The organism is uncultured Dokdonia sp., from assembly GCF_947496725.1.
Classification (GTDB): domain Bacteria; phylum Bacteroidota; class Bacteroidia; order Flavobacteriales; family Flavobacteriaceae; genus Dokdonia.
In genome coordinates, this window is sequence record NZ_CANMDS010000006.1 from 159,151 (window position 1) to 183,307 (window position 24,157).

At 38.1% G+C, this 24,157-nt stretch carries 21 protein-coding genes; 10 read left to right on the forward strand and 11 right to left on the reverse strand.

What is annotated here, in order from left to right; genetic code table 11:
• Nucleotides 1-39 precede the first annotated feature (39 nt).
• The 4 genes from Q0948_RS13515 to Q0948_RS13530 form a co-directional block, all read right to left on the reverse strand.
• Nucleotides 40-2,805, reverse strand: a complete 2,766-nt coding sequence (locus Q0948_RS13515; RefSeq protein ID WP_298353790.1) for a carboxypeptidase regulatory-like domain-containing protein — start codon at nt 2,803-2,805, stop codon at nt 40-42.
• Between the two features lie 145 nt (nt 2,806-2,950).
• Nucleotides 2,951-3,826, reverse strand: a complete 876-nt coding sequence (locus tag Q0948_RS13520) for a GLPGLI family protein (protein ID WP_035334651.1) — start codon at nt 3,824-3,826, stop codon at nt 2,951-2,953.
• Between the two features lie 65 nt (nt 3,827-3,891).
• Complete coding sequence (locus tag Q0948_RS13525; protein ID WP_298353793.1) at nt 3,892-4,719, reverse strand: GLPGLI family protein; 828 nt, start codon at nt 4,717-4,719, stop codon at nt 3,892-3,894.
• 10 nt (nt 4,720-4,729) lie between these two features.
• A complete protein-coding gene (locus Q0948_RS13530; protein WP_298353795.1) occupies nt 4,730-5,203 on the reverse strand; it encodes a hypothetical protein in 474 nt (157 codons plus the stop codon).
• Between the two features lie 134 nt (nt 5,204-5,337).
• Here Q0948_RS13530 and Q0948_RS13535 point away from each other — a divergent pair, with 134 nt between their 5' ends.
• A complete protein-coding gene (locus Q0948_RS13535) occupies nt 5,338-6,942 on the forward strand; it encodes a HAMP domain-containing sensor histidine kinase (protein WP_298353797.1) in 1,605 nt (534 codons plus the stop codon).
• A complete protein-coding gene (locus tag Q0948_RS13540; protein ID WP_298353799.1) occupies nt 6,935-7,612 on the forward strand; it encodes a response regulator transcription factor in 678 nt (225 codons plus the stop codon). The genes Q0948_RS13535 and Q0948_RS13540 overlap by 8 nt, the downstream gene beginning before the upstream one ends.
• A gap of 57 nt (nt 7,613-7,669) precedes the next feature.
• On the opposite strand, the gene Q0948_RS13545 is transcribed toward Q0948_RS13540, so the two are convergent.
• Nucleotides 7,670-8,062, reverse strand: a complete 393-nt coding sequence (locus Q0948_RS13545) for a group III truncated hemoglobin (RefSeq protein WP_298353801.1) — start codon at nt 8,060-8,062, stop codon at nt 7,670-7,672.
• Between the two features lie 50 nt (nt 8,063-8,112).
• Between Q0948_RS13545 and Q0948_RS13550 the strand changes: the two genes are divergently transcribed.
• From Q0948_RS13550 to Q0948_RS13565, 4 genes are all read left to right on the forward strand, one after another.
• Complete coding sequence (locus Q0948_RS13550; RefSeq protein WP_298353804.1) at nt 8,113-8,901, forward strand: hypothetical protein; 789 nt, start codon at nt 8,113-8,115, stop codon at nt 8,899-8,901.
• 2 nt (nt 8,902-8,903) lie between these two features.
• Nucleotides 8,904-9,518, forward strand: a complete 615-nt coding sequence (locus Q0948_RS13555) for a deoxynucleoside kinase (RefSeq protein ID WP_021778044.1) — start codon at nt 8,904-8,906, stop codon at nt 9,516-9,518.
• 73 nt (nt 9,519-9,591) lie between these two features.
• Nucleotides 9,592-10,107 (forward strand): hypothetical protein, encoded by a 516-nt coding sequence (locus Q0948_RS13560; protein ID WP_035325693.1) that lies wholly within the window; start codon nt 9,592-9,594, stop codon nt 10,105-10,107.
• 124 nt (nt 10,108-10,231) lie between these two features.
• On the forward strand, nt 10,232-10,750 hold the full coding sequence (locus tag Q0948_RS13565) for a hypothetical protein (RefSeq protein WP_035325694.1): 519 nt from the start codon (nt 10,232-10,234) through the stop codon (nt 10,748-10,750).
• A gap of 66 nt (nt 10,751-10,816) precedes the next feature.
• Here the strand turns inward: Q0948_RS13565 and Q0948_RS13570 are convergent, their stop codons facing one another.
• From Q0948_RS13570 to Q0948_RS13595, 6 genes are all read right to left on the reverse strand, one after another.
• Nucleotides 10,817-11,824, reverse strand: coding sequence for an App1 family protein (locus tag Q0948_RS13570; protein WP_298353811.1), 1,008 nt, complete (start codon nt 11,822-11,824; stop codon nt 10,817-10,819).
• A 148-nt stretch (nt 11,825-11,972) separates the two neighbouring features.
• Nucleotides 11,973-12,503: a peroxiredoxin-like family protein gene (locus Q0948_RS13575; RefSeq protein WP_298353814.1), complete on the reverse strand. Its 531-nt coding sequence runs from the start codon at nt 12,501-12,503 to the stop codon at nt 11,973-11,975.
• 145 nt (nt 12,504-12,648) lie between these two features.
• Nucleotides 12,649-15,078 (reverse strand): sodium-translocating pyrophosphatase, encoded by a 2,430-nt coding sequence (locus Q0948_RS13580; protein WP_298353817.1) that lies wholly within the window; start codon nt 15,076-15,078, stop codon nt 12,649-12,651.
• 189 nt (nt 15,079-15,267) lie between these two features.
• Entirely contained in the window at nt 15,268-15,795 is a 528-nt protein-coding gene (locus Q0948_RS13585) for an inorganic diphosphatase (RefSeq protein ID WP_298353820.1), read from the reverse strand.
• 394 nt (nt 15,796-16,189) lie between these two features.
• Nucleotides 16,190-18,733: a DUF5686 and carboxypeptidase-like regulatory domain-containing protein gene (locus Q0948_RS13590; RefSeq protein ID WP_298353823.1), complete on the reverse strand. Its 2,544-nt coding sequence runs from the start codon at nt 18,731-18,733 to the stop codon at nt 16,190-16,192.
• Between the two features lie 171 nt (nt 18,734-18,904).
• On the reverse strand, nt 18,905-19,882 hold the full coding sequence (locus tag Q0948_RS13595; protein ID WP_021778037.1) for a pyruvate dehydrogenase complex E1 component subunit beta: 978 nt from the start codon (nt 19,880-19,882) through the stop codon (nt 18,905-18,907).
• 254 nt (nt 19,883-20,136) lie between these two features.
• Here Q0948_RS13595 and Q0948_RS13600 point away from each other — a divergent pair, with 254 nt between their 5' ends.
• From Q0948_RS13600 to Q0948_RS13615, 4 genes are all read left to right on the forward strand, one after another.
• Nucleotides 20,137-20,877 carry an electron transfer flavoprotein subunit beta/FixA family protein gene (locus Q0948_RS13600; RefSeq protein WP_298353829.1) on the forward strand — a complete coding sequence of 247 codons (741 nt, stop codon included), beginning with the start codon at nt 20,137-20,139 and terminating at the stop codon, nt 20,875-20,877.
• 13 nt (nt 20,878-20,890) lie between these two features.
• On the forward strand, nt 20,891-21,853 hold the full coding sequence (locus Q0948_RS13605) for an electron transfer flavoprotein subunit alpha/FixB family protein (protein ID WP_298353832.1): 963 nt from the start codon (nt 20,891-20,893) through the stop codon (nt 21,851-21,853).
• A gap of 166 nt (nt 21,854-22,019) precedes the next feature.
• Nucleotides 22,020-22,634, forward strand: a complete 615-nt coding sequence (locus Q0948_RS13610; protein WP_021778034.1) for a bifunctional nuclease family protein — start codon at nt 22,020-22,022, stop codon at nt 22,632-22,634.
• 10 nt (nt 22,635-22,644) lie between these two features.
• Complete coding sequence (locus tag Q0948_RS13615) at nt 22,645-24,045, forward strand: nucleoside transporter C-terminal domain-containing protein (RefSeq protein ID WP_298353836.1); 1,401 nt, start codon at nt 22,645-22,647, stop codon at nt 24,043-24,045.
• Nucleotides 24,046-24,157: the final 112 nt, after the last annotated feature.

Here is a 24,157-nt window from a genome sequence, read left to right on the forward strand (position 1 = left end):
GAATGAAGTCGCTTTTAAAAAGTGTTTCTTGTAGATATACTACAAACTATACTGTACTGTGAACATTACAATACGAGGCTGCACAAAATACTCTGTATTTGAGATGGTAAAATCATTTACACTATTTGTACTTATCACATCTACATCTAGCAAGTTTGTGGCCTGTATTCTAAACTCCCACTTACTTTCTGGTTTTTTATAGTACAGATTTGCTTCTAAGAAAGAATATCTGTTTTCTATCTCTGTACTATCGTCATTATCGTCATAGTTGTACAAGCTCCAGTCTGCAGAAATTGTAAATCCTTTTCCAAAACTCCACTCTGCATTTGCAAAGGGTCTATTTGTAAAGAAAGTTCTATCTGTCACCCCGTTATCTGAGTTTGTGCTCGTAAAGTTATATCCTATTTCAAAATTGGGACCTTCTTTAAAATTAGTCTCTGCACTCGTTGTATAGTTCTGGGTTAAGTTTTTTGTATTACGGTCTTCTGTATTTACAATGTTATTGAGATCACTGTAGCTACCTCTTGCACTCGCATTAAACTTCCACTTTTTAAAGCGTTTTGAGAAGCGGGCATTTGCACTTACCGTTTGGTCTGCAAAATTTGTATTATTTACAGGTCTTGATATTCTGTTTATACCTATAAAGTCACCGGCTGTCTTAATAGGATCTACACGACGGCTATAATTAACACCCCCAAAAAGACTCGTAAAGTTGAACATACTGAAGCTAAAGTAATTTAAACTCACGTCGTGATAGATGGCATTTTCTATATCTCGATTCCCTCTAAAGAGGCTGTTGTAGTTATTAAACAACAAGCCTTCGGCAAAGTTATTTACGTCTGTATACTGGGCAGTCATCTGGTAATTAAAACGTAGGCTTTTACCTTGAGAAAACTCAACTACAGTATATAAATCTGGTAGCACCATCCACTCACTATCTTCTGTTGTGCTCCCTAGTTGTGTACTTTTAGTAGTATAATTATGTAGTGTAAGCCCTGGTGTGATTGTAAATATGCCAGTCTTTATTTTATAATGAAGACCTAAAAACACATCGCTAAAATTAAAACGCACATCATTACCTATAGGTGTACCATCTTCTGTCTCGTTGAAATCTTGACTGCTACCATTTTCTAAAATTTCAAATAAGTTAGAATTAAAGTCTTGACGACTCAAAGTGGTTCCTAGTGTAAAGTTGAGATTACTCTTATTATTAAGAACATAGTAGTAATCTATCTTTGCGTCAAGCTTGTTTGAGATGACGCTTTTATTTTGATTAATATCAAAAAGCCCGTCTGCTCCTGCTGTAAAATCTATGGCCTCAAAAGGATTATCTGGATCATCTGGGTTAGGAGACGTAAAAGGCTCTTGAGATAATAACGCACTATAAAATGGATTTTCATCCTGATATAAATGCTGGAAGGTACCAGAGAATATGTTATTCTCATCTAGCGTATAATAAACGTTTGCATTTTGATTTATAGAAAATGGTTCATTCTCCTTATTCTGGTCTACAATGTCTGTAGTGGTCTCTCCATCTTGCGTAATAATACTTGCGCCATCAGAAAATTCTGTTTGTTTTGACTTTTTAAGCAGTACATCATAATCTACCTGCAGGCTCGCATTAGGCTTAAATTTTGAGCTTAGTTTTGCCATACCCAGCTGGTTGCGCTGGTCTGTCACTTCATTAAAACCTTGAGTAAACCCTTGATTGATAAATGTGTTGAGAGAGTTATTTACAAAATTGGTTTTATTATCGCTTAGTAGCGCAAAGCCGCTAAGGTCCCACTTAGGTGAGGCTGCATAGGTAAAGTTTGCTGCTACAAAATTAGACTCAATCTCATTTGCTCTATTATTTTGAGTAGTCAAAAAGCCTAACCCGCTATCGCTTACATTAAATCCAGTACCACCTCGTCTATTAAAACCTCTAAAACCGCCTGTAAAGTTGAAATAATCACGAAAAGTAAAAGGAACATCTCCCGTATTATTAAAGTTAGATATAACATTAATACTCCCCTTAGGGCTGTAATAAAACAGTTTTGCCTTACCCAGATAGCGCGTCTTCTCACCATCTCCTAGACCGGCAGTCACATCACCAAACCAAAAATTAGTCTTTCCTTCTTTAAGTCTTAAGTTTATCGCGACATTATCTTGGTCATTACCCAAACCTCGCATCTGGTCTACTTCATTATAATTTTTAAGTACTTCTACTTTTTTGAGTGCATCTGCAGGTATATTTTTTGTTGCTAGCTTAGAGTCTCCGTCAAAAAACTCCTTCCCTTCTATCATCACTTTGCTCACAACCTGTCCTTCTACCTCAATCTCACCATCATCATTTACCTCAACACCCGGTAATTTTTTAAGTACATCGCCTAGCTTGCGTTCTGTACCATTTGTAAAACTGTCTGTATTATAAACAATGGTATCGCCTTTTATAGTAACCGGCATCTCATAGACAAGCTCTACATTATCAAGCTGATTTGGGTCCTCTTTAAGTACAAAATCTTTAACTACCTCATCTGCATCTTGGGCAGGTGTAAACTCTTCTAGTATAGACTGTAATCCCAAGTAACTAACTTTAAGATCATAAGTAACACCCGTAGCAAGATCCAGCTTATATCTACCAGATTGATCTGTAATACCGTAAGACTCTAAGGTACCTTCAGCTTTGTTTGTAGCAATAATATTTGCTAGCTCAAGCGGGTTCCCTATGCTGTCTTTAACCACACCTTTAAGTGTCATACTTTGGGCAAAAATAATACTGGGCAATGCAAGCAGCACTGCCAAAAGAAGTTGGGTATTTTTCATCTTTGGATTGGTTGTTTTTTTACACCTCAACGTCCAGCAATTAAGGGTCGTCGTGTATAAAATAATTATGAATGTTAGTCCTACGCTTTCGTACTTCGGCAGGCTTTGTATAGACTACAGCAAACTGAAAGCGATGATATCCTTTCTAAAATCTGCCGCCGCCTTGACCACGTCTTCCTCCTCTGCCGAAACGCTCTGCCATTTCTTTTCCTTTTTCTTCAAGGATTTTTGTGTACTCCTCGCGGCTTACTTCCTTACCTTTTACAGGAGCCTCAATAGTTACAGGCTCTTTTGGGTTTAACACCACCTTTGTGCATAAAATAGTGGTATTACTTGTGCTTAACTCTAGTATTAAACCTGGTAACCCGCCAAACTCGTCTGGGCCGTGACTTGCAGGAATCATAGGTGTGTACCAAGCTACGATTTCTTCAGTCTTAGGCTCCTCTTCGGCAACGGTTCCTCCAGCCTTTTTTATAGAGTCATTTTTTTCTTGCAACTCTCTTGCTCTTCTCCCCATTCTAGACCACAGGTTAGTCTCAAGGCTGCGCGTTGCAACTGCCTTAAAAACGGGATACTGCCCTATCATCTTACTTTCTTTTACAAGCTCCCAGTTAAGGTTATTTAAGGTGTCTTTTACAAGAAAAGTTTTACCCATCATATCATTCTCACGTGCATAGTCATTACTTGCACGATTAGAATAAATACCTCCTTGTGTAAAACCACCGCCAAAACCACGGCCTCCTCCACCTTGTCCTGGAGTTTCTAACTTTGCCTCTTCCTTATAAAAAGACTCATCTTTTGTAAAGCTTAGTGTATATTCTTTTTCTAAGAAGCGCTTCATACGCTCCATCATTTGCTTTTTCTGAGCTTCGCTCATTTGCTGACCACGACGTCCAAAATTAGACATATCTACCGTGCGTTTGCTCTGGTAAGTAGCCATCCCAGTAATCTCCTGGGCAGTAACCACTGCCGAAAAAAGGAATGTGCAAATCATTAAAAAAGAAAAGGTAGCTTTACTCATAACATCTGTGTTTAAAATTTTAGACTATAAAGCTAGCTAATAGTTTAATACGGGTTAAAAATTATTTATCCCTGTATCTCAATACTGATGTGATTACCTCCTTTTTTACCTTTGGTTTGGTAACGCTCCATCATCTCTTTTGCTTTTGCTGTAGAAATTTCTTCATACTCATCTGCACTTACTTTTTTACCTTTTGTAGGTGGTATTATATTAAGTTTTTCGCTTGGATTGAGCACTACCTTTGTACACATCATAGCCATCTGACCGTCATTTACTTCGAGTATAAGTCCTGGCAATCCCCAGAAACGATCTGGCCCTTGCTGCACAGGTATGTCTAGCGTGTACCAGGCTGTTGTGACTTTTGTTTCTTTTGTTGGGGCAGTTTCTTCTCCATTAACCATATTAATAGTCTCCTTCTCTTCTGTAAGTGTCGCTTTAAAACAGGTGTATTGCCCTATATTTTTAATCTCTTTCTCAAGTTTCCACTCAGGCTTTTTTAAGCTGTCTTCTATAAGGAAGTCTTTTCCCATTAAATTGGTCTTATTTGTAAAGCTTTGCTCTTCTATATTATTAAACAGCTCATCATTACTAGTAGATACTTGAATTTGTATCCCGCTACTTGAAGGCGCTTGTGGCTTGTCTAATGTTGCATTTTCTTTCCACAAAGACTTTTTACCATCAAAGGTGAGTGTGTATTCTTTTTGAAACTGCTTGCGTAGCTGCTCTTGTAAGGTCTTCTGTATATCGCTTGTAATACCCGAAGTGCTATCCATCTTCATTTCTATATGACGTTGCGTTTGGTATGTTGCCACTCCAGATACTTGTTGTGAGTACGCTTTCGCGAAAGCGCAAACCATCACAAGCGCTAGTAAAGTTTTGGTTATAGATTTCATAGTTTTTATGTTATTTGTTATTCTTTTTATTTTGTTGCTCTAGCTTTTCAAGCCTAGATTTTAGTTCTAAAAAGGATGGGCTTTTTTCAAATATGCGTGCCGCTTCTGAAAGTTTTCTCTCAATGTTACTTAAGTCCTTCTTAGTGAGCCCGGCGAGTGAGGCCTGATCATCTTCATCTAGATTTATGGTAAATTTTATTTTTTTTGTGACCTTAGCATTCAGACTATCTAGAGTAACATCTTCTTTTTCGAGAGTGTAACTTATTTTCTGACTTACCTCTTCCATCTTAGTCTGTAATTTTACAATATCTGACTTTGAAAAGAACTCATTGCGTTCTACATCTTCAAGCTTTTCAGAAAGAACTGTGAGCGCCTCTTTTAGTTCTTCTTTAAATTCTTGAGACACTTCGAGCTTCAACTCTTTTTCTTGAGCAAAGGAAATACTCGTTAGTAATGTTAGAATAATTGTGATGATCGTTTTCATAATAGATTGATTTTAAAATGTTTGTTGTATTGAACAGTACAAATATGGAGAACATCTTTGGCTATTTGAGTTAACAAGCGTTAACGAGTGTTAAGCGATTTGGTAACAGCTAGTTAACCCACTACATTTGAACTATGCAAGAAAGACATTATAAAACCATATTGTACTTTATAAGCGCCGTCATAATATGCACACTCGCAGTGCAGATTTACTGGAATTATAAAAATTATGAGGTGGGAAAAGCACAGCTCAAACGTGATATGCAAACCAGTATTGATAATGCTGTAAGCGCTTATTATGAAGGTATCACGGCTTCTAACACTATAGGATTTCTGGGAGACGATCAAAATCTAGATTTATTTTTTAAATCAGATAAAATGCAGAATCTAGGTAAGCGTGTAGACAGTGGTCTTACTATAAATAGTATTAAAATAGAAGAGACTAATAATGATGATAACATTATAGTGGAAGGTGCAAGCCCAACAGAACTAGACAGCATTTTTGCAAGTCGTGTTGTTAAGGTAGATACCACATATGCTCAAGAATTTAAACGCAACTCACCTACATCGAGCAGTCATACTACTTTTAAAGTTTTTGGCGAAAGTGAGAAAGCAGTAGAAGTACTTTCAAAAAGAATAAAAAACAACCTACTTACCTCACAACAGGTAATAGACTCTTCACAAACAGCATTACCAGATAGACTTGAAGCACTTACAGACCTTACAACGAGTATAGTTTTATCATTTAAAGATGATAAGATAAACGTGCCTACCCTAGATAGCCTTATTAACCTAGAGCTTACGCGAAAAAACCTCAACAACACACAATATACTATTGCTTACAACGCAACAGAAAGTGATACCATACATACACTCAATAATCACGATCTTGCTATCGTCTCTACCTCAAATTTGCTCCCCAAGAAGAGTAGCCTAGCCGTAGGTTTTAAAAATGTAGCCAGTATCGTTTTACAACGTAATTTACTAGGGATGCTCCTCTCCCTACTACTAGTAGGTGCTGTAATAGCTAGTTTACTCTATCTCCTCAAAATTATACAAGAGCAAAAACAACTTGCCGAGATTAAAAATGACTTTATAAGCAACATCACCCACGAGTTTAAAACCCCCATAGCCACCATAGGTGTAGCTATAGAGAGTATACAACACTTTAATGAGGCAGACAGTAAAGAGAAAACAAAAAAGTATCTTGAGATGTCATCACAGCAAGTATCAAAACTCAACACGATGGTTGAGAAGCTACTTGAGACCGCCACATTAGACAGCGAAGCTTTAGAACTTAATAAACAAGAGGCTAACCTCGCTGAGCTACTTGAGCACATCACACAATCACATCAAGAAACCACAAATGGCAAGACACTAACCTTTACCACCCAAGACAGAAATACAAGTGCATCTATAGATGTTTTTCACCTAGAAAACGCGCTAGATAATATTATAGATAACGCCATAAAATATGGCGGAGATACCATAGAAATAGCCCTTAACAGCACAAAAGAAAATATACAAATCACCATCGCAGACGGTGGTAACAAGCTTACAAAACAACAAGCTCAACACATTTTTGATAAGTTTTACAGAGTACCAAAGGGAAATAAGCACGACGTAAAAGGTTTTGGTATAGGTCTCTACTATACAAAGACCATTATAGAAAAACACAGTGGTAATATCACCGTACAAACTCAACCTACCACTTTTAAAATCACACTGCCTTATGTCTAAAATAAATCTACTACTCGCCGAAGATGAGCCTGCGCTAGGCCAGATTGTAAAAGAGAGCCTTGAGACTAGGGACTTTACCGTCACACTATGTCAAGATGGTGAGATTGCTTTTAAAAAATTTAAACAAGCCACTCCAGACATACTTGTACTCGATGTAATGATGCCTAAGATGGATGGTTTTACACTAGCCAAAGAAGTAAGAGCTATAAATGATGAAATCCCCATTATATTTCTCACAGCAAAGTCTCAACCAGCAGATGTTGTAGAGGGGTTTAGCATAGGTGGTAATGACTACCTAAAAAAACCCTTTAGTATGGAAGAACTCATCGTGCGTATTAAAAACTTATTGAATCGCTCTGCACAACAAAAAAAGTCAGAGGTGCTTAAGGTGGGTAACTACAGCTTCGACTTTCCAAGGCAAGAATTGCATTACAATAATCACGTCACCCGTCTCACACATAGAGAAGCCCATCTTCTTTTTAATCTGGTAAAAAATAGGAATCAAGTGCTGGACCGTAGCCTGATCTTAAAAAAGCTATGGGGCAATGATGATTTTTTCAACGCACGTAGTATGGATGTCTTTATCACAAAACTTCGCAAAAAACTCAAAGACGACCCTCAGGTTGAGATTGTAAACGTGCGTGGCTATGGTTATAAATTGCTGTGCTAGATTTATATTTAGCTCTCAAAGTAGTAATTGCTGTGTTACGCTTTCGCGAAAGCGTAATTATTCCACTTCTGGTTTTGCCTGAAACATATTTACTAGAAAGAAAGTTCCAATCTTACGAGCTCTAAACTTTGCCATCTCTGCAAGGTCCCCTTCATATAATTCATCTACCGTTTGTACCCAGTGATTGAGCCAAACGCCAAAGTGTTGCTCATTTATAGTGTAACCCTCATCTCTATCTACACGTTTGTGAGCTTGTAAAGGTCTTCCTGTAAAAATGCGCTTTTGAAACAGGTTACCTTCCCAAAAATCTGTGAGATGCTCAAAGTGGTGTGGCCAGTCTGTAACGTGTTTATTAAAAATAGGTCCCAGATAAACATCACTACGTATGCGACCATAAAAAGTGGTAACCAGCTTATATACGTCTTCTCTATTTTTTATCTCTTTTCTCACATTACAAAGGTATTAACTATAACGGCTAGATTTTTGTACTTTGCTTACTAATGCACAAACTGATTTATATACTATTATTTCTTGCTTCTATCACAGTTACAAGCCAGAGCTACTCCCTAGAGAAGATCAATGAGGTCACACTAGACACAGACATCTTTATCGCTGTAGATGCTTTTAATGCCCTTTACCACATTAAAGGTGATATATTATATAAAACTGATGTGCAAAATGAGTATCAATTTTCGGCATTGCAACTGGGTGCGTTAACTTCGGTAGATGTGCTCAACCCGCTTAGAATTACCTTGTTTTATGAAAGCTCAAACACAGCTGTCATTCTTGACAACACACTTAACGAGATCACACGTGTAAACTTCTCTACGATAGAAAACTTTAGAAATGTAAGCCACGTGCGTACGGCAAGTGATAGGCGATTCTGGATTTTTAGTACAGATTTACAACAGTTAGAAATTTTTGACTGGAATACTCAAAAGGTTCTTACTCAGTTTCCCCCTATGGCACATAATGCCACAACGCTTATGACCAACTTTAACTTTGCCTGGGTGAGTACTAAAGATGGTGTTTTTTACTACAATAATTATGGAAGTTTTATAGAGAAGATAGAAAGTCCTGAAAGCCAGCTTATGTCACAAGACAAAGGTGCTTTTATACTTTATGCAGATAAGAAGCTCTATTACAAACCTAATGATACTGCTGCTGTAGGAGTTATAGAAACATTAGATTTATCTATAAAACAGCTTTCTTTAAAAGGGGAAAGTCTCTATATTTACAGTGATAAAAAGCTCACTGCTTTCCGTCTCAAACTAGCTAAACAACCTTAACTATGCACATCGCCATCGCCGGTAATATTGGTGCCGGTAAAACGACACTGACTAAACTTCTCGCAAAACATTTTAAGTGGACTCCACAGTTTGAAGACGTGGTAGATAACCCTTATCTAGATGATTTTTATAACGAGATGGAGCGCTGGTCTTTTAACCTGCAAATTTACTTTTTAAATAGCCGTTTTAGACAATTACTAGAGATACGCGATAGCAATAAATCTATTATACAAGACCGTACTATCTATGAAGACGCATTCATATTTGCGCCTAACCTGCACGCGATGGGCTTGCTTACTAATAGAGATTACAACAACTACAAGTCGCTTTTTGACCTTATGGAGAGTGTAGTAGATGCACCAGACCTTATGATTTACCTGCGCAGCTCTATCCCAAACCTTGTATCGCAAATACACAAGCGTGGCAGAGACTATGAAAACTCTATATCTATAGATTACCTAAGCCGTCTTAATGAACGCTACGAGGCGTGGATACACGGTTATGACAAAGGAAAGCTTCTTATTATAGATGTAGATAATCTTGACTTTGTAGATAATCCAGAAGATCTAGGAGATATCATCAATAGAATAGATGCTGAGTTAAACGGACTTTTTTAACATAAAGTTTAATAATATCTAAGTTTGGCAGGGTGTTTGATAATTTTTGAGCTTCAATCAAAAATCAAACATTATGAAATTTATTACCAAACTAGTAGTTCTAGCAATCCTTGTAACCTTTTTATCTTGTAGTAGTGATGACGACAACTCATCATTACAAGAAGTTGCTATTACCACAGCCTCATTAAGCGGCACTTATGAGTTAACAGCTTATAATTCACTAGATATAACATTATTGGAGACAGAAGATGGTACATATACTGAATCAATTATAGGAGAACACCTTACTCTTGGGAATTCAAATATCACCTTTACAGAATCTGGCGATTATTCATTTAATTATAACTACGTAATTACCGAAAAGTATGCTTTGAACGGCTTTACCTACATAACAGATAACGTAGATTATTCAGATGCTTCTGCGGGAGATTATACGATTACTGGAGATCAGAAAGTTTTATTTAATGGTCGAGAATATGAAGCAACCCTACTCAATAATGGTGAACTTACAATTTATTTTGAGCAATATGAAGAAACCGAATACTACGAAAACACCTATAGTCAAGAATTAACGTTTACTAAGGTTTAGTATTATATACACAGCTCAACAACAGCCATTTATAATTAATCACAAATACATATTCAATAAGAAAATTCTTTCTAGTTCTGTTTTTATAAACTAGATTTGCGCGTTTTTAAACTTAAACTATATTATGAAAAAGATTACTCTATTTTTAGTTATGGCAATTTCTGTGATGACTATATCTTGTAGCAATGACGACGACTCTTCTGAGCCAGCAGGACCAACACTCACACCTGCACTACTTGCCGGAACTTACAACTTAAACTTTTACGAGAGTGAAGAGGTAATACAAGAAGAAGTTACAGGTGGTACAGCTACTACAACGATAAGTGAGGTAGGTGATACATTTGGAACATCAAATATTGTTTTTGACGCAAACGGGACTTATACTGTAAACTTCCAATACCGTGTTACAAGAACAACTCAATTAGAAAGTAACGACCCTGTAGAAGAAACTGAGATTATCACAAACTCAGATACAGGTAATTATTCTGTAAATGATACAAACCAGACACTTACTATAGATGGTGAGACTGGAGATGTTACTTTATTTAACGACAGCCAGCTTAGACTATTATTTGAAAGCACAGATGTAGAGGCAGATGGCACATCTACATTTACTAGTGAATTACGTTTTGCAAGACAATAGTCAAAACACATTTTAACTACACAAACAAAAACGGCTACTTAAATTAAGTAGCCGTTTTTTTATGCTTTATGCTATAAGACCTATAAATCTTGCGTGCTCCTCTGCAAAGGAACTTTTTTCTACTAGTACTGCTGGCGTGGTCTCATACTGTGCAAGTACACTTTTTACACGCATTACCTTTTTCTTATGCTTCACACTACGCAGGTACACCGCTAGTATTTGCTCTGGATACTCCTTTGCTACTTCTAGATAAATATCTACATCGTGCTCTCCACTATCACCTATAAGCACAAATTTCAAGTCTGGATAGGTGTTTAATATATTTCTAATCTCGTGCTGCTTGTGCGGCTTTTCTGGTTTTGGAGTTTTCTCAAATGGCCCTCTAAAATCTCTTAATAATATAGGCCCTTTCGGGAAATTTTGATTCCTCACAAAAGATTCTAGGTAGTTATATAAATTCCAAGGGCTGTTACTCACATAAAACATTGGGTTTGCATCTGCTCCAGAAGTTCCTCTATGTAGCTTTTGATATAAAGAAGGAGCTCCCTCTAGCGATGTACGCCTACCTACATCTTTAAAAAGTGTATTTACAATCACTCTCCACTTAAGAAGCGACGCTACTCCCGTATGTAATATCGTGTCATCTATATCACTTATGACTCCATAAGACGCATTTTCTGAAGGAATAAGCATCTCTATAGCAAACTTATTTTCTCCCATAAGCACCACATCCTTTTTTACATCATCAAAGCTCACGGTAAGCTGGAGCCATCCCTCACTATTAGTCATCTTATCTAAGCCGTATACCTCCTCATCTATTTTAAAATATCCTTCGGCATCTGTGGTGGTATAAAAGACAGCTCCATCTGGCAAAGTCACTTTGAGTTTTGTGTGACGCAACTCATCTGTAGCAAACTGTTTATAGGCATTTTTAAAAGCAGCGAGCACACCCTTTTTCTTTAGATCTACTCCTTCGTGCTCTAAAGCCCGACCTATGAGGTATAAGTGATTTATAGTTCCATAAGACTGGTACCCGTCTATTTGTATAGGATCTTGTTTTTTAGAAAAGAACATTGTACGATGTATTGGTTAGTATTACGCTTTCGCACTTCGGCAAGCTCAGTATAAACTTCAGTAAACTGAAAGTGTAAAAATAATAGCTTCATAAAAAAAGTGCACAACTATAGTAATGCACTTTTTAGTAGAGATATGTCTATAAATCTTACGCATTTTGAGGAATTCCTTTTACCTCTCCTCTAGCAGGGTAATCTTTTTTCATAATAAAATCTATCCCTCCTAAAATATCGTCAAAGTGTGGTCTTGCAAAAGGCATAGACTGTACGCTTGAGAAAAACAGTGTTCCGTCAGGTTTTATCAAGAAGAGACCTGGCTCTGTAAAGAAGTCTGGCTCCTTATCTGAAACCGCTTCAGAAATAAACAATCCGTACTCTCTTGCTTTCTCTAGTGATAGATTATATGCTACTGGTAGTCCTTCTATATCCCAATCTTCACCTGCTATTTTTGCTCTCTTCTCTGTATCTGCGCTTACAGCTACGACATTAATGCCGCGATCTACAAACTTATCTAGTTTTTGAGAAAGCTCTTCAAGTTGTTTTTTACATACGGGACAATGTAGTCCTCTATAAAAAACTAAAAGCGTAAAGTTTTCTGCGTTTTGATCGCTCAGTTTCCAGTTAGTATCATTTATTAATGGAAGCTCCAGTGAGGGAACTTGTGTTTTTGGTAACAACATAATTTTAATTTTTACATAAAATTACCGCATAAACAGCTGCAGCTCTCATAACACCATTGTAAACCTTTGTTAAGGTATGTGAATGTCATAAAAAAAGGTGAGCCTATAAGACTCACCTCGTTATACGTAATAGCTAGTATATAAACTATTTATTGCGAAGTGATGCTTCAAAGGCGTCCATTTGCTTTTTTACCTCAGCTTCTGTACCTGTAAACTCTTTTACCTCAGTACTCATCTCACCATTATCATCTGTCGTAATAGTTACTGTTCCTACAAACTGCCCATCACGCTCTGCCATAGCAAAGCGAACTTCTTTTTGCACCTCGCGTGTTTCTTTAATACGTCCATCTTGAGTAATTGCGACCACAGTCCCATCTTCTGTAGTAATAGCCAGACCATCATCTGTATGACCGCCTAGTATAGGTGCAATCACAAGACCGATAAGACAGGTAAGTTTTATAAGTATATTCATAGACGGTCCAGATGTATCTTTAAAAGGATCTCCTACCGTATCACCAGTAACAGCAGCTTTATGAGCATCAGAGCCCTTGTAAGTCATCTCACCGTTAATCTCTACTCCTGCCTCAAAAGATTTTTTTGCATTATCCCAGGCACCTCCAGCATTGTTCTGAAAAATTGCCCATAACACACCACTTACTGTAACGCCGGCCATATACCCTCCTAGCATCTCTGCAATAGCAAGACGATTCATCCCAAAGGCAAGCGGCAAGAAAGCAATCACGAGCGGAAAACCAATGGTTAAAATACCTGGCAGCAACATTTCTTTAAGTGAAGCCTGTGTAGATATAGCCACACATTTATCATATTCTGGTTTCCCAGTTCCTTCCATTATACCTGGTATGTCTTTAAACTGGCGACGTACTTCTTGTACCATTTCCATAGCTGCTTTTCCTACGGCATTCATCGCAAGTGCAGAAAATACCACTGGAACCATTCCTCCTACAAAGAGCATTGCGAGTACAGGTGCTTTAAAAATATTAATACCGTCTATTCCCGTAAAGGTTACATAAGCCGCAAATAATGCGAGCGATGTAAGCGCTGCAGAGGCAATCGCAAATCCTTTTCCTGTAGCCGCCGTAGTATTACCTACAGAATCTAGAATATCTGTGCGTTCACGCACGATAGGCTCCTGCTCACTCATCTCTGCTATACCACCTGCATTATCTGAGATTGGTCCAAAGGCATCTATCGCAAGTTGCATCGCTGTAGTAGCCATCATTGCAGAGGCTGCTAGAGCCACCCCATAAAAACCGGCAAATGCATATGACGCCCAGATCGCACCGGCAAATAATAGTACCGATGGAAATGTAGAGATCATACCCGTAGCGAGACCTGCAATAATGTTAGTTCCTGCTCCTGTACTTGATTGTTGTACAATTTTGAGAATAGGCGTTTTACCGAGACCAGTATAATATTCTGTCACAGAAGAAATCACAGCTCCCACAACTAGCCCCACTATAGTCGCATAAAAAACGCGCATAGATGAGATTTCTTGCACTCCTTCTCCAAAGAATTCCATTCGCATCGTTTCTGGAAGCATCCATTTACATAGTGCAAAACAAGCTACTGCCACAAGCACTATAGAAGTCCAGTTACCTATATTAAGAGCACCCATAACCTGAGACTCCTTTGCATCGTTACTCTTAATTTTAACAAGCATTGTACCTATAATAGATATAATAATACCCACACCTGCTATAGCCATAGGCAACAATATAGGACCAATACCTCCAAAAGCGTCTGAAATGCTACCTCCCATATCTTTTATCACATAATTACCTAGTACCATTGCTGCTAGCACGGTTGCTACATATGATCCAAATAAGTCTGCCCCCATCCCTGCTACGTCTCCTACATTATCTCCCACGTTATCTGCAATAGTTGCAGGGTTGCGAGGATCATCTTCTGGTATACCAGCTTCTACCTTACCTACAAGGTCTGCTCCCACATCTGCAGCTTTGGTATAAATACCACCGCCTACACGAGCAAAAAGTGCAATAGACTCTGCACCTAGAGAGAATCCTGCTAGTGTTTCTAATACAATGGTCATATCCATCGTATTTGTCCACTCACCACCCATAAAGAAATGGAAGAAAAAGATAAAGAATGCTGTAAGACCAAGTACTGCAAGACCAGCAACTCCAAGCCCCATCACCGTACCTCCGCCAAAAGAGATTTTAAGCGCATTAGGCAAGCTAGTGCGCGCCGCCTGAGTGGTACGCACATTTGTTTTGGTAGCGATTTTCATCCCTATGTTTCCTGCAAAGGCAGAAAATACAGCACCGCATACAAATGCAATAACAATAAGCCAGTGCGTGGTAGGCACTACATAAGACACAATAGCAAGTAATACACTTACAATAATTACAAATATGGTAAGCAGTTTATACTCGGCATTTAAAAAAGCGAGCGCCCCCTCATAAATGTGATCAGATATTTCTTTCATCTTACCATCACCAGCATCTTGCTTCATAACCCAAGATTGCTTTATGATCATATAGACAAGCCCAAGAAGGGCCAATACAATCGGCACGTAAATCATCATTGATTCCATAAATTTTGTTTGGTTTTAGTGAGAATTTCTTAAAAAAATTCTTAAAATATTAGATGATACTAAAGTAGCAAAATCCACCTAAATCACAAATAACTCACAATCAATAACATACAAAAAATGTGATTGCATAAAAAAAGCCGCAACGCGATGCGTTACGGCTTCTAGGCTAATTCGTTTATACTGTGAGTCTTAGTAAATACTCACTTCGCTACGTGGTACATCAGACTCTTGGAATCTCTGGTAACACTTTGCTACAATTTCTCTAGCTTCGTGTACGTCTCCCCATCCACCTACGTCTACTTTTTTCTCTTCAAGGTCTTTGTACACTTGGAAAAAGTGCTCAATCTCTTTTATAAGGTGTGGGTTACAATCAGATAAGTCTTCAAGCTTACTTGCACTTGGATCTGTTACTGGTACACAGATAACTTTTTCGTCTGGTCCTTTTTCATCTGCCATATGGAAAACTCCTATAGGCTTTACCTCAATTACACATCCAGGAAAAGTAGGCTCTGTTACAAGAACAAGTACATCAAGAGGATCTCCATCTAGTGCAAGAGTTTCTGGTATAAAACCGTAATCTGCAGGGTACATCATAGAAGAAAAGATCATACGATCGTAACGTATTTTCTTTAGCTCAAAATCATACTCATATTTGTTACGACTCCCTTTTGGGATTTCGATTAAAACGTCAAATGTTTTTACTTTTTCTGCTGTCATATCATTATAAAAAAACAAATTATGCTCCCTCCTATTAAAAAATCTCTTAATATTTGAACACTAATTTGTGTAGTTAGTATTGCGCTTTCGCGAAAGCTAAATTTTAAATAGCTGAAATTCAATTAATTATAAACAGCAGCTTGCCAAAAAATATCTTTCGGGGTGCAAAAATACGCTGTAAAAGCGTTATCACCAAAGGAATACGTGTTAAGATTAGGTTAGGTAGTTACTCGTACCGCGGTTTAAAAAAGAAAGGTGATACTGATTAAAGTGCCACCTTGAATGTTTTCACAACGAGATAATCTGTTTATTGTTCTATTTTTTTATTAATGTCATTAACTTAAATAAACATCTCTGACGGCAATACTACTTAAGCGAAAGCGTAAATAACAAATTAAAAATAGAATCCAAAGCTACCCGTGACTCCTATCTTACGAGCATCTGGCAAGAAGTTATAGTTTCCTCTAAAGTTTACATCTATACGAAACACCTTAAAGATATTACCTACCCCGATGCTGTACTCATAATACGGTTCCATAGATGGAGCAATCATAGATGGTGTGATGGCGGTTACTGGATCTCCCTCTGCAAAGAGAAGACTCTCAAAGGCAGGTCTGTTAAGGTCAATATTAGCCTGTGATATATTACCTATAATACCACGCACGCCTATAATCTCTCTGAGGTTTAACCCTTTTAAGAAAGGAATACGGTTAAAGATTCTTCCTCCAAAGTTATGTTCTAGCTGTAGTGATGCATACTCATCTGTAGTAAACTCATAAAAATTGAGCTGGCTAAAGGTGTTGAATATTGAGAACAGTGACTGGTTACCTGGCACTGGACTTAATAATGCCAGTGGCACCTCATCAAAGGTTTTACCTACCTCTGTAGAAGCGGTAAGTGTACCTAGACCTCCTACACGTATTGCCTTACGAGCAGAAAATTGAAACTTATCGTACCCAAAATCACTGTCTAGCGTACCCTCTAGCCCACGTGTGTAACTCGCATAAAAGCTAGGGAACCACTCGTTTGTAACGCGTCGCTCTACGCCAAAACCTGAGGTCTTTTTACCTGGCTCCCAGATAGTAGTAAGAACCACCTCTGCTTGTTTAAGCTCACCTGTGGTGGTGGTTTGTGTGGCATCTGTAAAGTAGTCTAGACTAAAGGTCTCTGAGGCAGACTCGAGCGTGCGCAGTGAGAAATCTGCTCGTACTTGCAGGTTGCGCACCACCTCTATCTCTGCTGCTACGTTTGCCAGTTTTATAGAAGTGAGCTTATCATTAGTCGCTGTGTTTACTAGAGATGATGAGGCAAGATTTCTACCTAGCACATCTCTTGAAGTGGTAAGGCTCGCCCCTATTTGCTCTACATCTTGACGGTAACCGCCAGAGATAATAAGTCTACTCTTTTTATCTAAAAGCCACTTACCAGAGATACCAAATTTTCCTTTTTTGTCTTTAAAACCATAAGCTAGAAAACCTTCTAGACGCCAGGGATCGTTTTGAGAAAAATAAGTTCTACCACCTGTACGTACACGTAAACCTTCTACCTCGTTAAACCCAAAGGTTGAAAATATAGGGCCGTAATCAAAATTGAGACTTGGGATCTCATAATAACCAGAGGCTAGTACAGAGCCTGCATTATAGAGATTTCTAAATTTCTTAACCGTTTTAAGCGTGTCGAGCATTTTATAAACACCTAGCTCGTCTTTGCTCAGTTCTTCTTTTCTATTCTCTTCCCAAAACTCATCGCCACGATTATAAATATCCTTATCGTAGTTATAGACTTCCTTGTCGTAATAATCTTTGTCTAGTTTTTTATCAAACTCATAGTTATCATATAGGGTCGTACGCTTACCGTACATTCCTCTAGATTGCTCTTTTTTATTAAAAGCAAAGTCTGACAAGAAATAATCTCGTGAGAGTAAGAACGTAGTATCGTTTACGATATCAAACTCTTGCTCCATATAGATTTCTTTGACCCAGTTTATGTTTGCACTTTTTGAGAGCTGCATATTAATCTCCTTAATTGCCCAGGTTGAGTCGTTTACCCAGAAGTCTCCTTTAAAGGTGAGTTCGTTTTTACGACGTGGATAATAAATGATATTATAACACCATTTATTATCTATGTAGGCACTATCTGAGAGTACATAATTATAGGTTTGTATCCCTGTGCGCGATAGCGGACTTGTAAAACTCTTATCAAAAAACTGTAAGTAGTTCTGGTAGATATCATAATCACTGTACAGATCTTTTACAAAACCTATAACTGTTTGATTCTCGCTAAAACCGCTGTTTTTATTACCTAGCAGCTCTTCTTTTACTTTGTTAATCTCGTTATCTCCATAAACTTTTGATACGGCTTCGTTTACAAAAATGGGTAGATAGGTTTTACCCGTCACATTTGAAGTATCTGTCTGGTCAAATATAAATTCCATCCCTTTAAAGAGACGGCTATTTATAAGGGCACTGTCTATGGTGTTAAGGTCAAACTCTAGCTTCTCATACTTATCATACTGGTATTGCTTAAACTGTTTGAGTCCGTTCTCTCTTTTATTTGCCCATATCTTGCGCAGTATATCTACAGCAGGGTTGTTCTTTTTATCTGTTTTACCCGTAAAGATTACAACCTCATCTAGCGCCCCAGCCTCTTCTTCTAGCGTGATTTTCATCTCGTAGTTGACCTTTTGCTCTAAGTCCACAATAAGGTTTGAAAATCCTATAAAAGAAAATCGCACTTGCTCCCACGTAGCATCAGACTCGAGGTAAAAGCGACCATTCTCGTTTGTAATAGTTCCCTCATTTGAACCCATAAAAACGACATTTACAAATGGTAATGCATTTCCCTGCGTGTCAAAAACTTCTCCACTCACTTTAGTCTGACCATAAGATATAGCCACCGTAAAAAGCGTAATAAGGAAGAAAAGTAAATTATGTTTCATCTATTAATTCTATTTGTGCGTTGATACATATCATTCAGTAGGGTTACAATGATTACCCTATAACGTTTAGAATATGTATTATTCTGTATGAGATGTTATTTTATACACATTAATTAAAAAACCCCTCTCTTAGGTAGAAAGGGGTCAAATATAGTACGCTTTCGCGAAAGCTTATCTGTACATCACCTTTTTGACAGCCTTTACAACATCATCGCTGTTAGGCAACCACTCTTTAAGTAGTACTGGTGAGTAAGGGGCAGGTGTATCTGCCGTGTTAATTCTTTGTATAGGTGCATCTAGGTAATCAAAACAGTGCTCTTGTACCTGGTGACTTATCTCTGTAGATACGTTTCCAAAAGGCCAAGCCTCTTCAAGTATTACAAGTCTATTAGTTTTCTTTACTGAGTCAAAGATAGCTTGCTTATCTAGCGGGCGTACCGTACGTAAATCGATAATCTCGCAAGAAATACCATCTTCTGCCAGTTGGTCTGCTGCTTTGTAAGCCTCTTTTATAATTTTTCCAAAAGAAACGATAGTTACATCTGTTCCCTCTCTCTTAATATCTGCAACACCTATAGGTAATACATACTCTCCATCTGGCACCTCACCTTTATCACCATACATTTGCTCAGACTCCATAAAGATTACAGGGTCGTTATCACGTATCGCTGCTTTAAGTAGTCCCTTTGCATCATAAGGGTTAGATGGTACAATTACTTTAAGACCAGGTGTGTTTGCAAACCAGTTTTCAAAAGCTTGAGAGTGCGTTGCTCCTAGTTGACCTGCAGATGCTGTAGGTCCTCTAAAAACAATAGGACAAGAAAATTGCCCACCAGACATCTGTCTTATTTTTGCGGCATTATTTATAATTTGATCAATACCTACCAGTGAGAAGTTAAAGGTCATATACTCCACAATAGGACGACAACCCGTCATAGTACTACCTACACCTATACCTCCAAAACCAAGCTCTGCAATAGGAGTATCTATAACTCTATCTGCACCAAACTCGTCTAGCATTCCTTTTGAGGCTTTGTAAGCACCATTATATTCGGCTACTTCTTCTCCCATTAAATAAACAGATGCGTCACGACGCATTTCTTCACTCATAGCCTCACAAACGGCTTCTCTAAACTGGATTGTTCTCATATAAGTTACCCACTAGTGGGTTAATTTGCAAAGGCTCTTTAAAGCATCGCCTTAATCACCTAATTAATAATCGTTTTTTACGTAATCACAAAAATAAGCAATTCAGAAACCTCAAAAAATGAGAATTTTGCAAAATTTTACTATGCACGCATAGTAAAATATAGTTTTTTACCTTATTTTTGTAACGATAACGAAATAGTACGAGTTTACGCTTTCGCGAAAGCGTACCTTTATCTTTATAAAAAACAAATTCTATGAAAATATTAGTGTGCATCAGTCACGTACCTGATACGACTTCAAAAATTAACTTTACTGAAGGAGACACCAAGTTTGATACTAATGGTGTTCAGTTTGTGATCAACCCAAATGACGAGTTTGGATTAACCAGAGCAATGTGGTTTAAAGAAAAACAAGGTGCCTCTGTAGACGTGGTAAACGTAGGAGGACCAGAAACAGAACCTACACTTCGTAAAGCACTTGCTATAGGTGCAGATACAGCTATACGTGTTAACACAGAAGCAAAAGATGGTTTTCAAGTTGCCAAAGAACTTGCAAAAGTAGTACAAGACGGTGGTTATGACCTTGTAATCGCAGGACGTGAGTCTATAGATTATAATGGTGGTATGGTACCAGGTATGCTTGCAGGTCTTACTGGAGCAAACTTTGTAAACACGTGTATATCACTAGAAGTAGATGGCACAAATGCTACAGCTACGCGTGAGATAGATGGTGGTAAAGAAACTGTAACAACATCATTACCACTTGTTATAGGAGGTCAAAAAGGTCTTGTAGAAGAGAGTGACCTACGTATACCTAATATGAGAGGTATTATGATGGCTCGTAAAAAACCATTAAGCGTTGTTGAACCTGCTGGAGCAGCAACCGAAACTACTGCTGTTGCTTTTGAAAAGCCAGCGCCAAAAGGAGCCGTAAAGCTTGTAGACACTGTAGACGAGCTCATCGATTTATTACATAACGAAGCGAAAGCTATCTAAAAAGTACGATAATATGTCAGTTTTAGTATATACAGAATCAGAAAACGGAGCATTCAAAAAAGCTTCACTTGAGGTAGCATCTTATGCAAAAGGTGTTGCAGATATGATGGGAACTTCTGTTACTGCTATTGCAGTAAATGGAGGTGACACAGCACCACTAGGAACTTATGGTGTAGATAAAGTTTTAAACCTTAAAGACAGTAAGCTAGACGCATTTAATGCAGCTGCTTATGCAAAAGGTATTGCTGCTGCTGCAAAGGCAGAAGGTGCAACAGTAGTTGTATTAAGCCAGAGCGCAAACGCAAAGTATCTTGCACCTCTACTAGCCGTAGAGCTTGAGGCAGGATATGCATCAAACGTGGTTGCTCTTCCAGAAAGCGCAGCACCATTTAAAGTAAAGCGTACTGCTTTTACTAACAAAGCATTTAACATTACAGAGATCTCTACAGATGTAAAAATTGTAGGTCTTGGTAAGAACGCATATGGTCTTAAAGAAAACAGCGCCGCTGCTGCAACAGAAGATTTTAGTGCAGATCTAGGAACATTTGGTGTAGAGGTTGCCTCTGTAGATAAAGCTACAGATAAAGTTTCTATCGCAGATGCTGAGATTGTAGTCTCTGCAGGTCGTGGTATGAAAGGACCAGAAAACTGGGGGATGATAGAAGAAATGGCAGACATACTTGGAGCAGCAACTGCTTGTTCTAAGCCAGTATCTGACCTAGGGTGGAGACCTCACGGTGAGCACGTAGGGCAAACTGGTAAGCCTGTGGCTTCTAACCTATACATCGCGATAGGTATCTCTGGAGCTATACAGCACCTTGCGGGTATTAACTCTTCAAAAGTAAAAGTAGTAATCAACACAGATCCAGAAGCTCCTTTCTTTAAAGCAGCAGATTATGGTATCGTAGGTGATGCTTTTGAAATTGTACCTCAACTCAATGAGAAGCTTAAAGCCTTTAAAGCTTCTAACAGCTAGAAATAAACTATTAGTTATATAAAATGAGCTTAAATTATATTTAAGCTCATTTTTATTTACCCTTATCTACCTAAAAGACTGCACATTACCTTATAATTAAGATAACAATACGGCAAATCGTATAAACTTCTTAACTTATAATCCCTTTTTCCTATTTTTGCAACTTATGAGCTTAGTGCGTTTAAACATTAAAGGAATCTCCTACAGCCAGACTCAAAATGGCGCGTATGCCCTTATTCTTACCGAACAGGACGGAGAACGTAAGTTACCTATTGTAATAGGAGCTTTTGAGGCACAGTCTATTGCGATTGCATTAGAAAAGGAAATAAAACCACCCAGACCTCTCACACACGACTTATTTAAAAACTTTGCAGATCGTTTTGATATCGTCATTAAACAAGTAATAATACACAAACTTGTAGATGGTGTTTTTTACTCTAGTATAATTTGTGAGAGAGACAAAATAGAAGAAATTATAGATGCACGTACAAGTGATGCTATATCACTAGCCCTACGTTTTCAAGCACCTATATTTACTTATAAAAATATACTTGATAAAGCAGGTATCTTTCTCAAAGGAAACACAAACCCAGAGGAGTTTACAGAAGAGGATGAAGTCCTAATGGATGAAATCATTCTGGAAGAAGAGCCTACATCAAGCGGTGATGATTATAAAAAAATGTCACTTCAAGAACTACACAACAAATTAGAGCAAGCCGTAAATAGTGAAGACTATGAGACTGCTGCACAAGTGCGAGATGAAATCTCAAAACGCAACTAAACAATCTTATATGCGCAAGCTACTACTCACCCTATTAGTATTAATGAGTTCACTTACAACATTTGCGCAGGAGCAATCACAGGCTATGGCAGATGTTATCCCTTCTCAAGGTTTTACTTTTGAGAGTTTTGGCCGTGGTGTACTAGGTATGGTTACTCTTATTGTAATTGCTGTTTTATTTAGTAGCAATCGCAAAGCAATAAACTGGAAAACAGTAGGCATAGGACTTGCGTTCCAGCTTATTATAGCTGTTTGTGTACTTAAAGTTCCTTTTGTAGAAAGTATTTTTGATTTTATAGGAAGCATCTTTGTAAGCATACTAGAGTTTACCCTTGCTGGAAGTGATTTCTTATTTCAAGGTCTCGTAAGTGACACCTCAACTTTTGGGTACATATTTGCTTTTCAAGTATTACCTACCATCATCTTCTTTTCTGCGCTTACCTCTGTGATGTACTACTTTGGAGTAATACAGAAGGTTGTAAAAGCCTTTGGGTGGTTACTATCAAAACTGTTAGGTATCTCTGGAGCAGAGAGTTTAAGTGTAGCTGGTAATATCTTTTTAGGCCAGACGGAAGCACCGCTTCTCATAAAGGCATACTTAGAAAAAATGAACAAGTCAGAAATCTTACTTGTAATGATAGGTGGTATGGCTACAGTTGCTGGAGCGGTACTTGCGGCATACATAGGTTTCTTGGGTGGTGAAGACGAAGCGCTTAGACTTATTTTTGCAAAGCACCTACTTGCAGCCTCAGTAATGGCAGCACCAGGAGCTATTGTAATTTCAAAAATATTATATCCTCAGACAGAAGAAGTAAACACAGACGTATCTGTCTCAAACGATAAAATAGGAGCAAACGTACTAGATGCTATTGCAAACGGAACAACAGAAGGATTAAGACTTGCTGTAAATGTAGGGGCAATGCTTCTGGTTTTTGTAGCATTTATAGCTATGGCAAACGGCCTACTAGGCTGGATAGGTGAAATCACGACACTTAACGGCTGGATAGCTACACACTCTGCATACCCGCAACTATCTCTAGAAGCTATCTTAGGTACCATCTTTGCCCCACTTATGTGGCTTATAGGTGTGGCTAGTGAAGACACAACGATGATGGGACAACTACTAGGTATAAAACTAGCAGCAAGCGAATTTGTAGGTTACATACAACTTGCAGAGCTTAAAGACACCACAAACGTTGTACACCTCAACTACGAGAAGTCTATCATAATGGCAACATATATGCTTTGTGGATTTGCAAACTTTGCCTCTATCGGTATTCAGATAGGTGGTATAGGTTCTCTAGCTCCAGGGCAGCGCACGCAATTATCACGCTTTGGTCTTAAAGCACTTATAGGAGGTTCTATAGCTTCACTTATATCTGCAACCATTGCCGGTATGATTATAGGGTAATAGATCCTTATCTAGCACCACTCTTTTTTTTTAGATTTTTACGCTTTCGCGAAAGCGTAATCACCCTTGTTTATCTCGTAAAACAACCTACTGGGTGAAAGCAATCTTTACA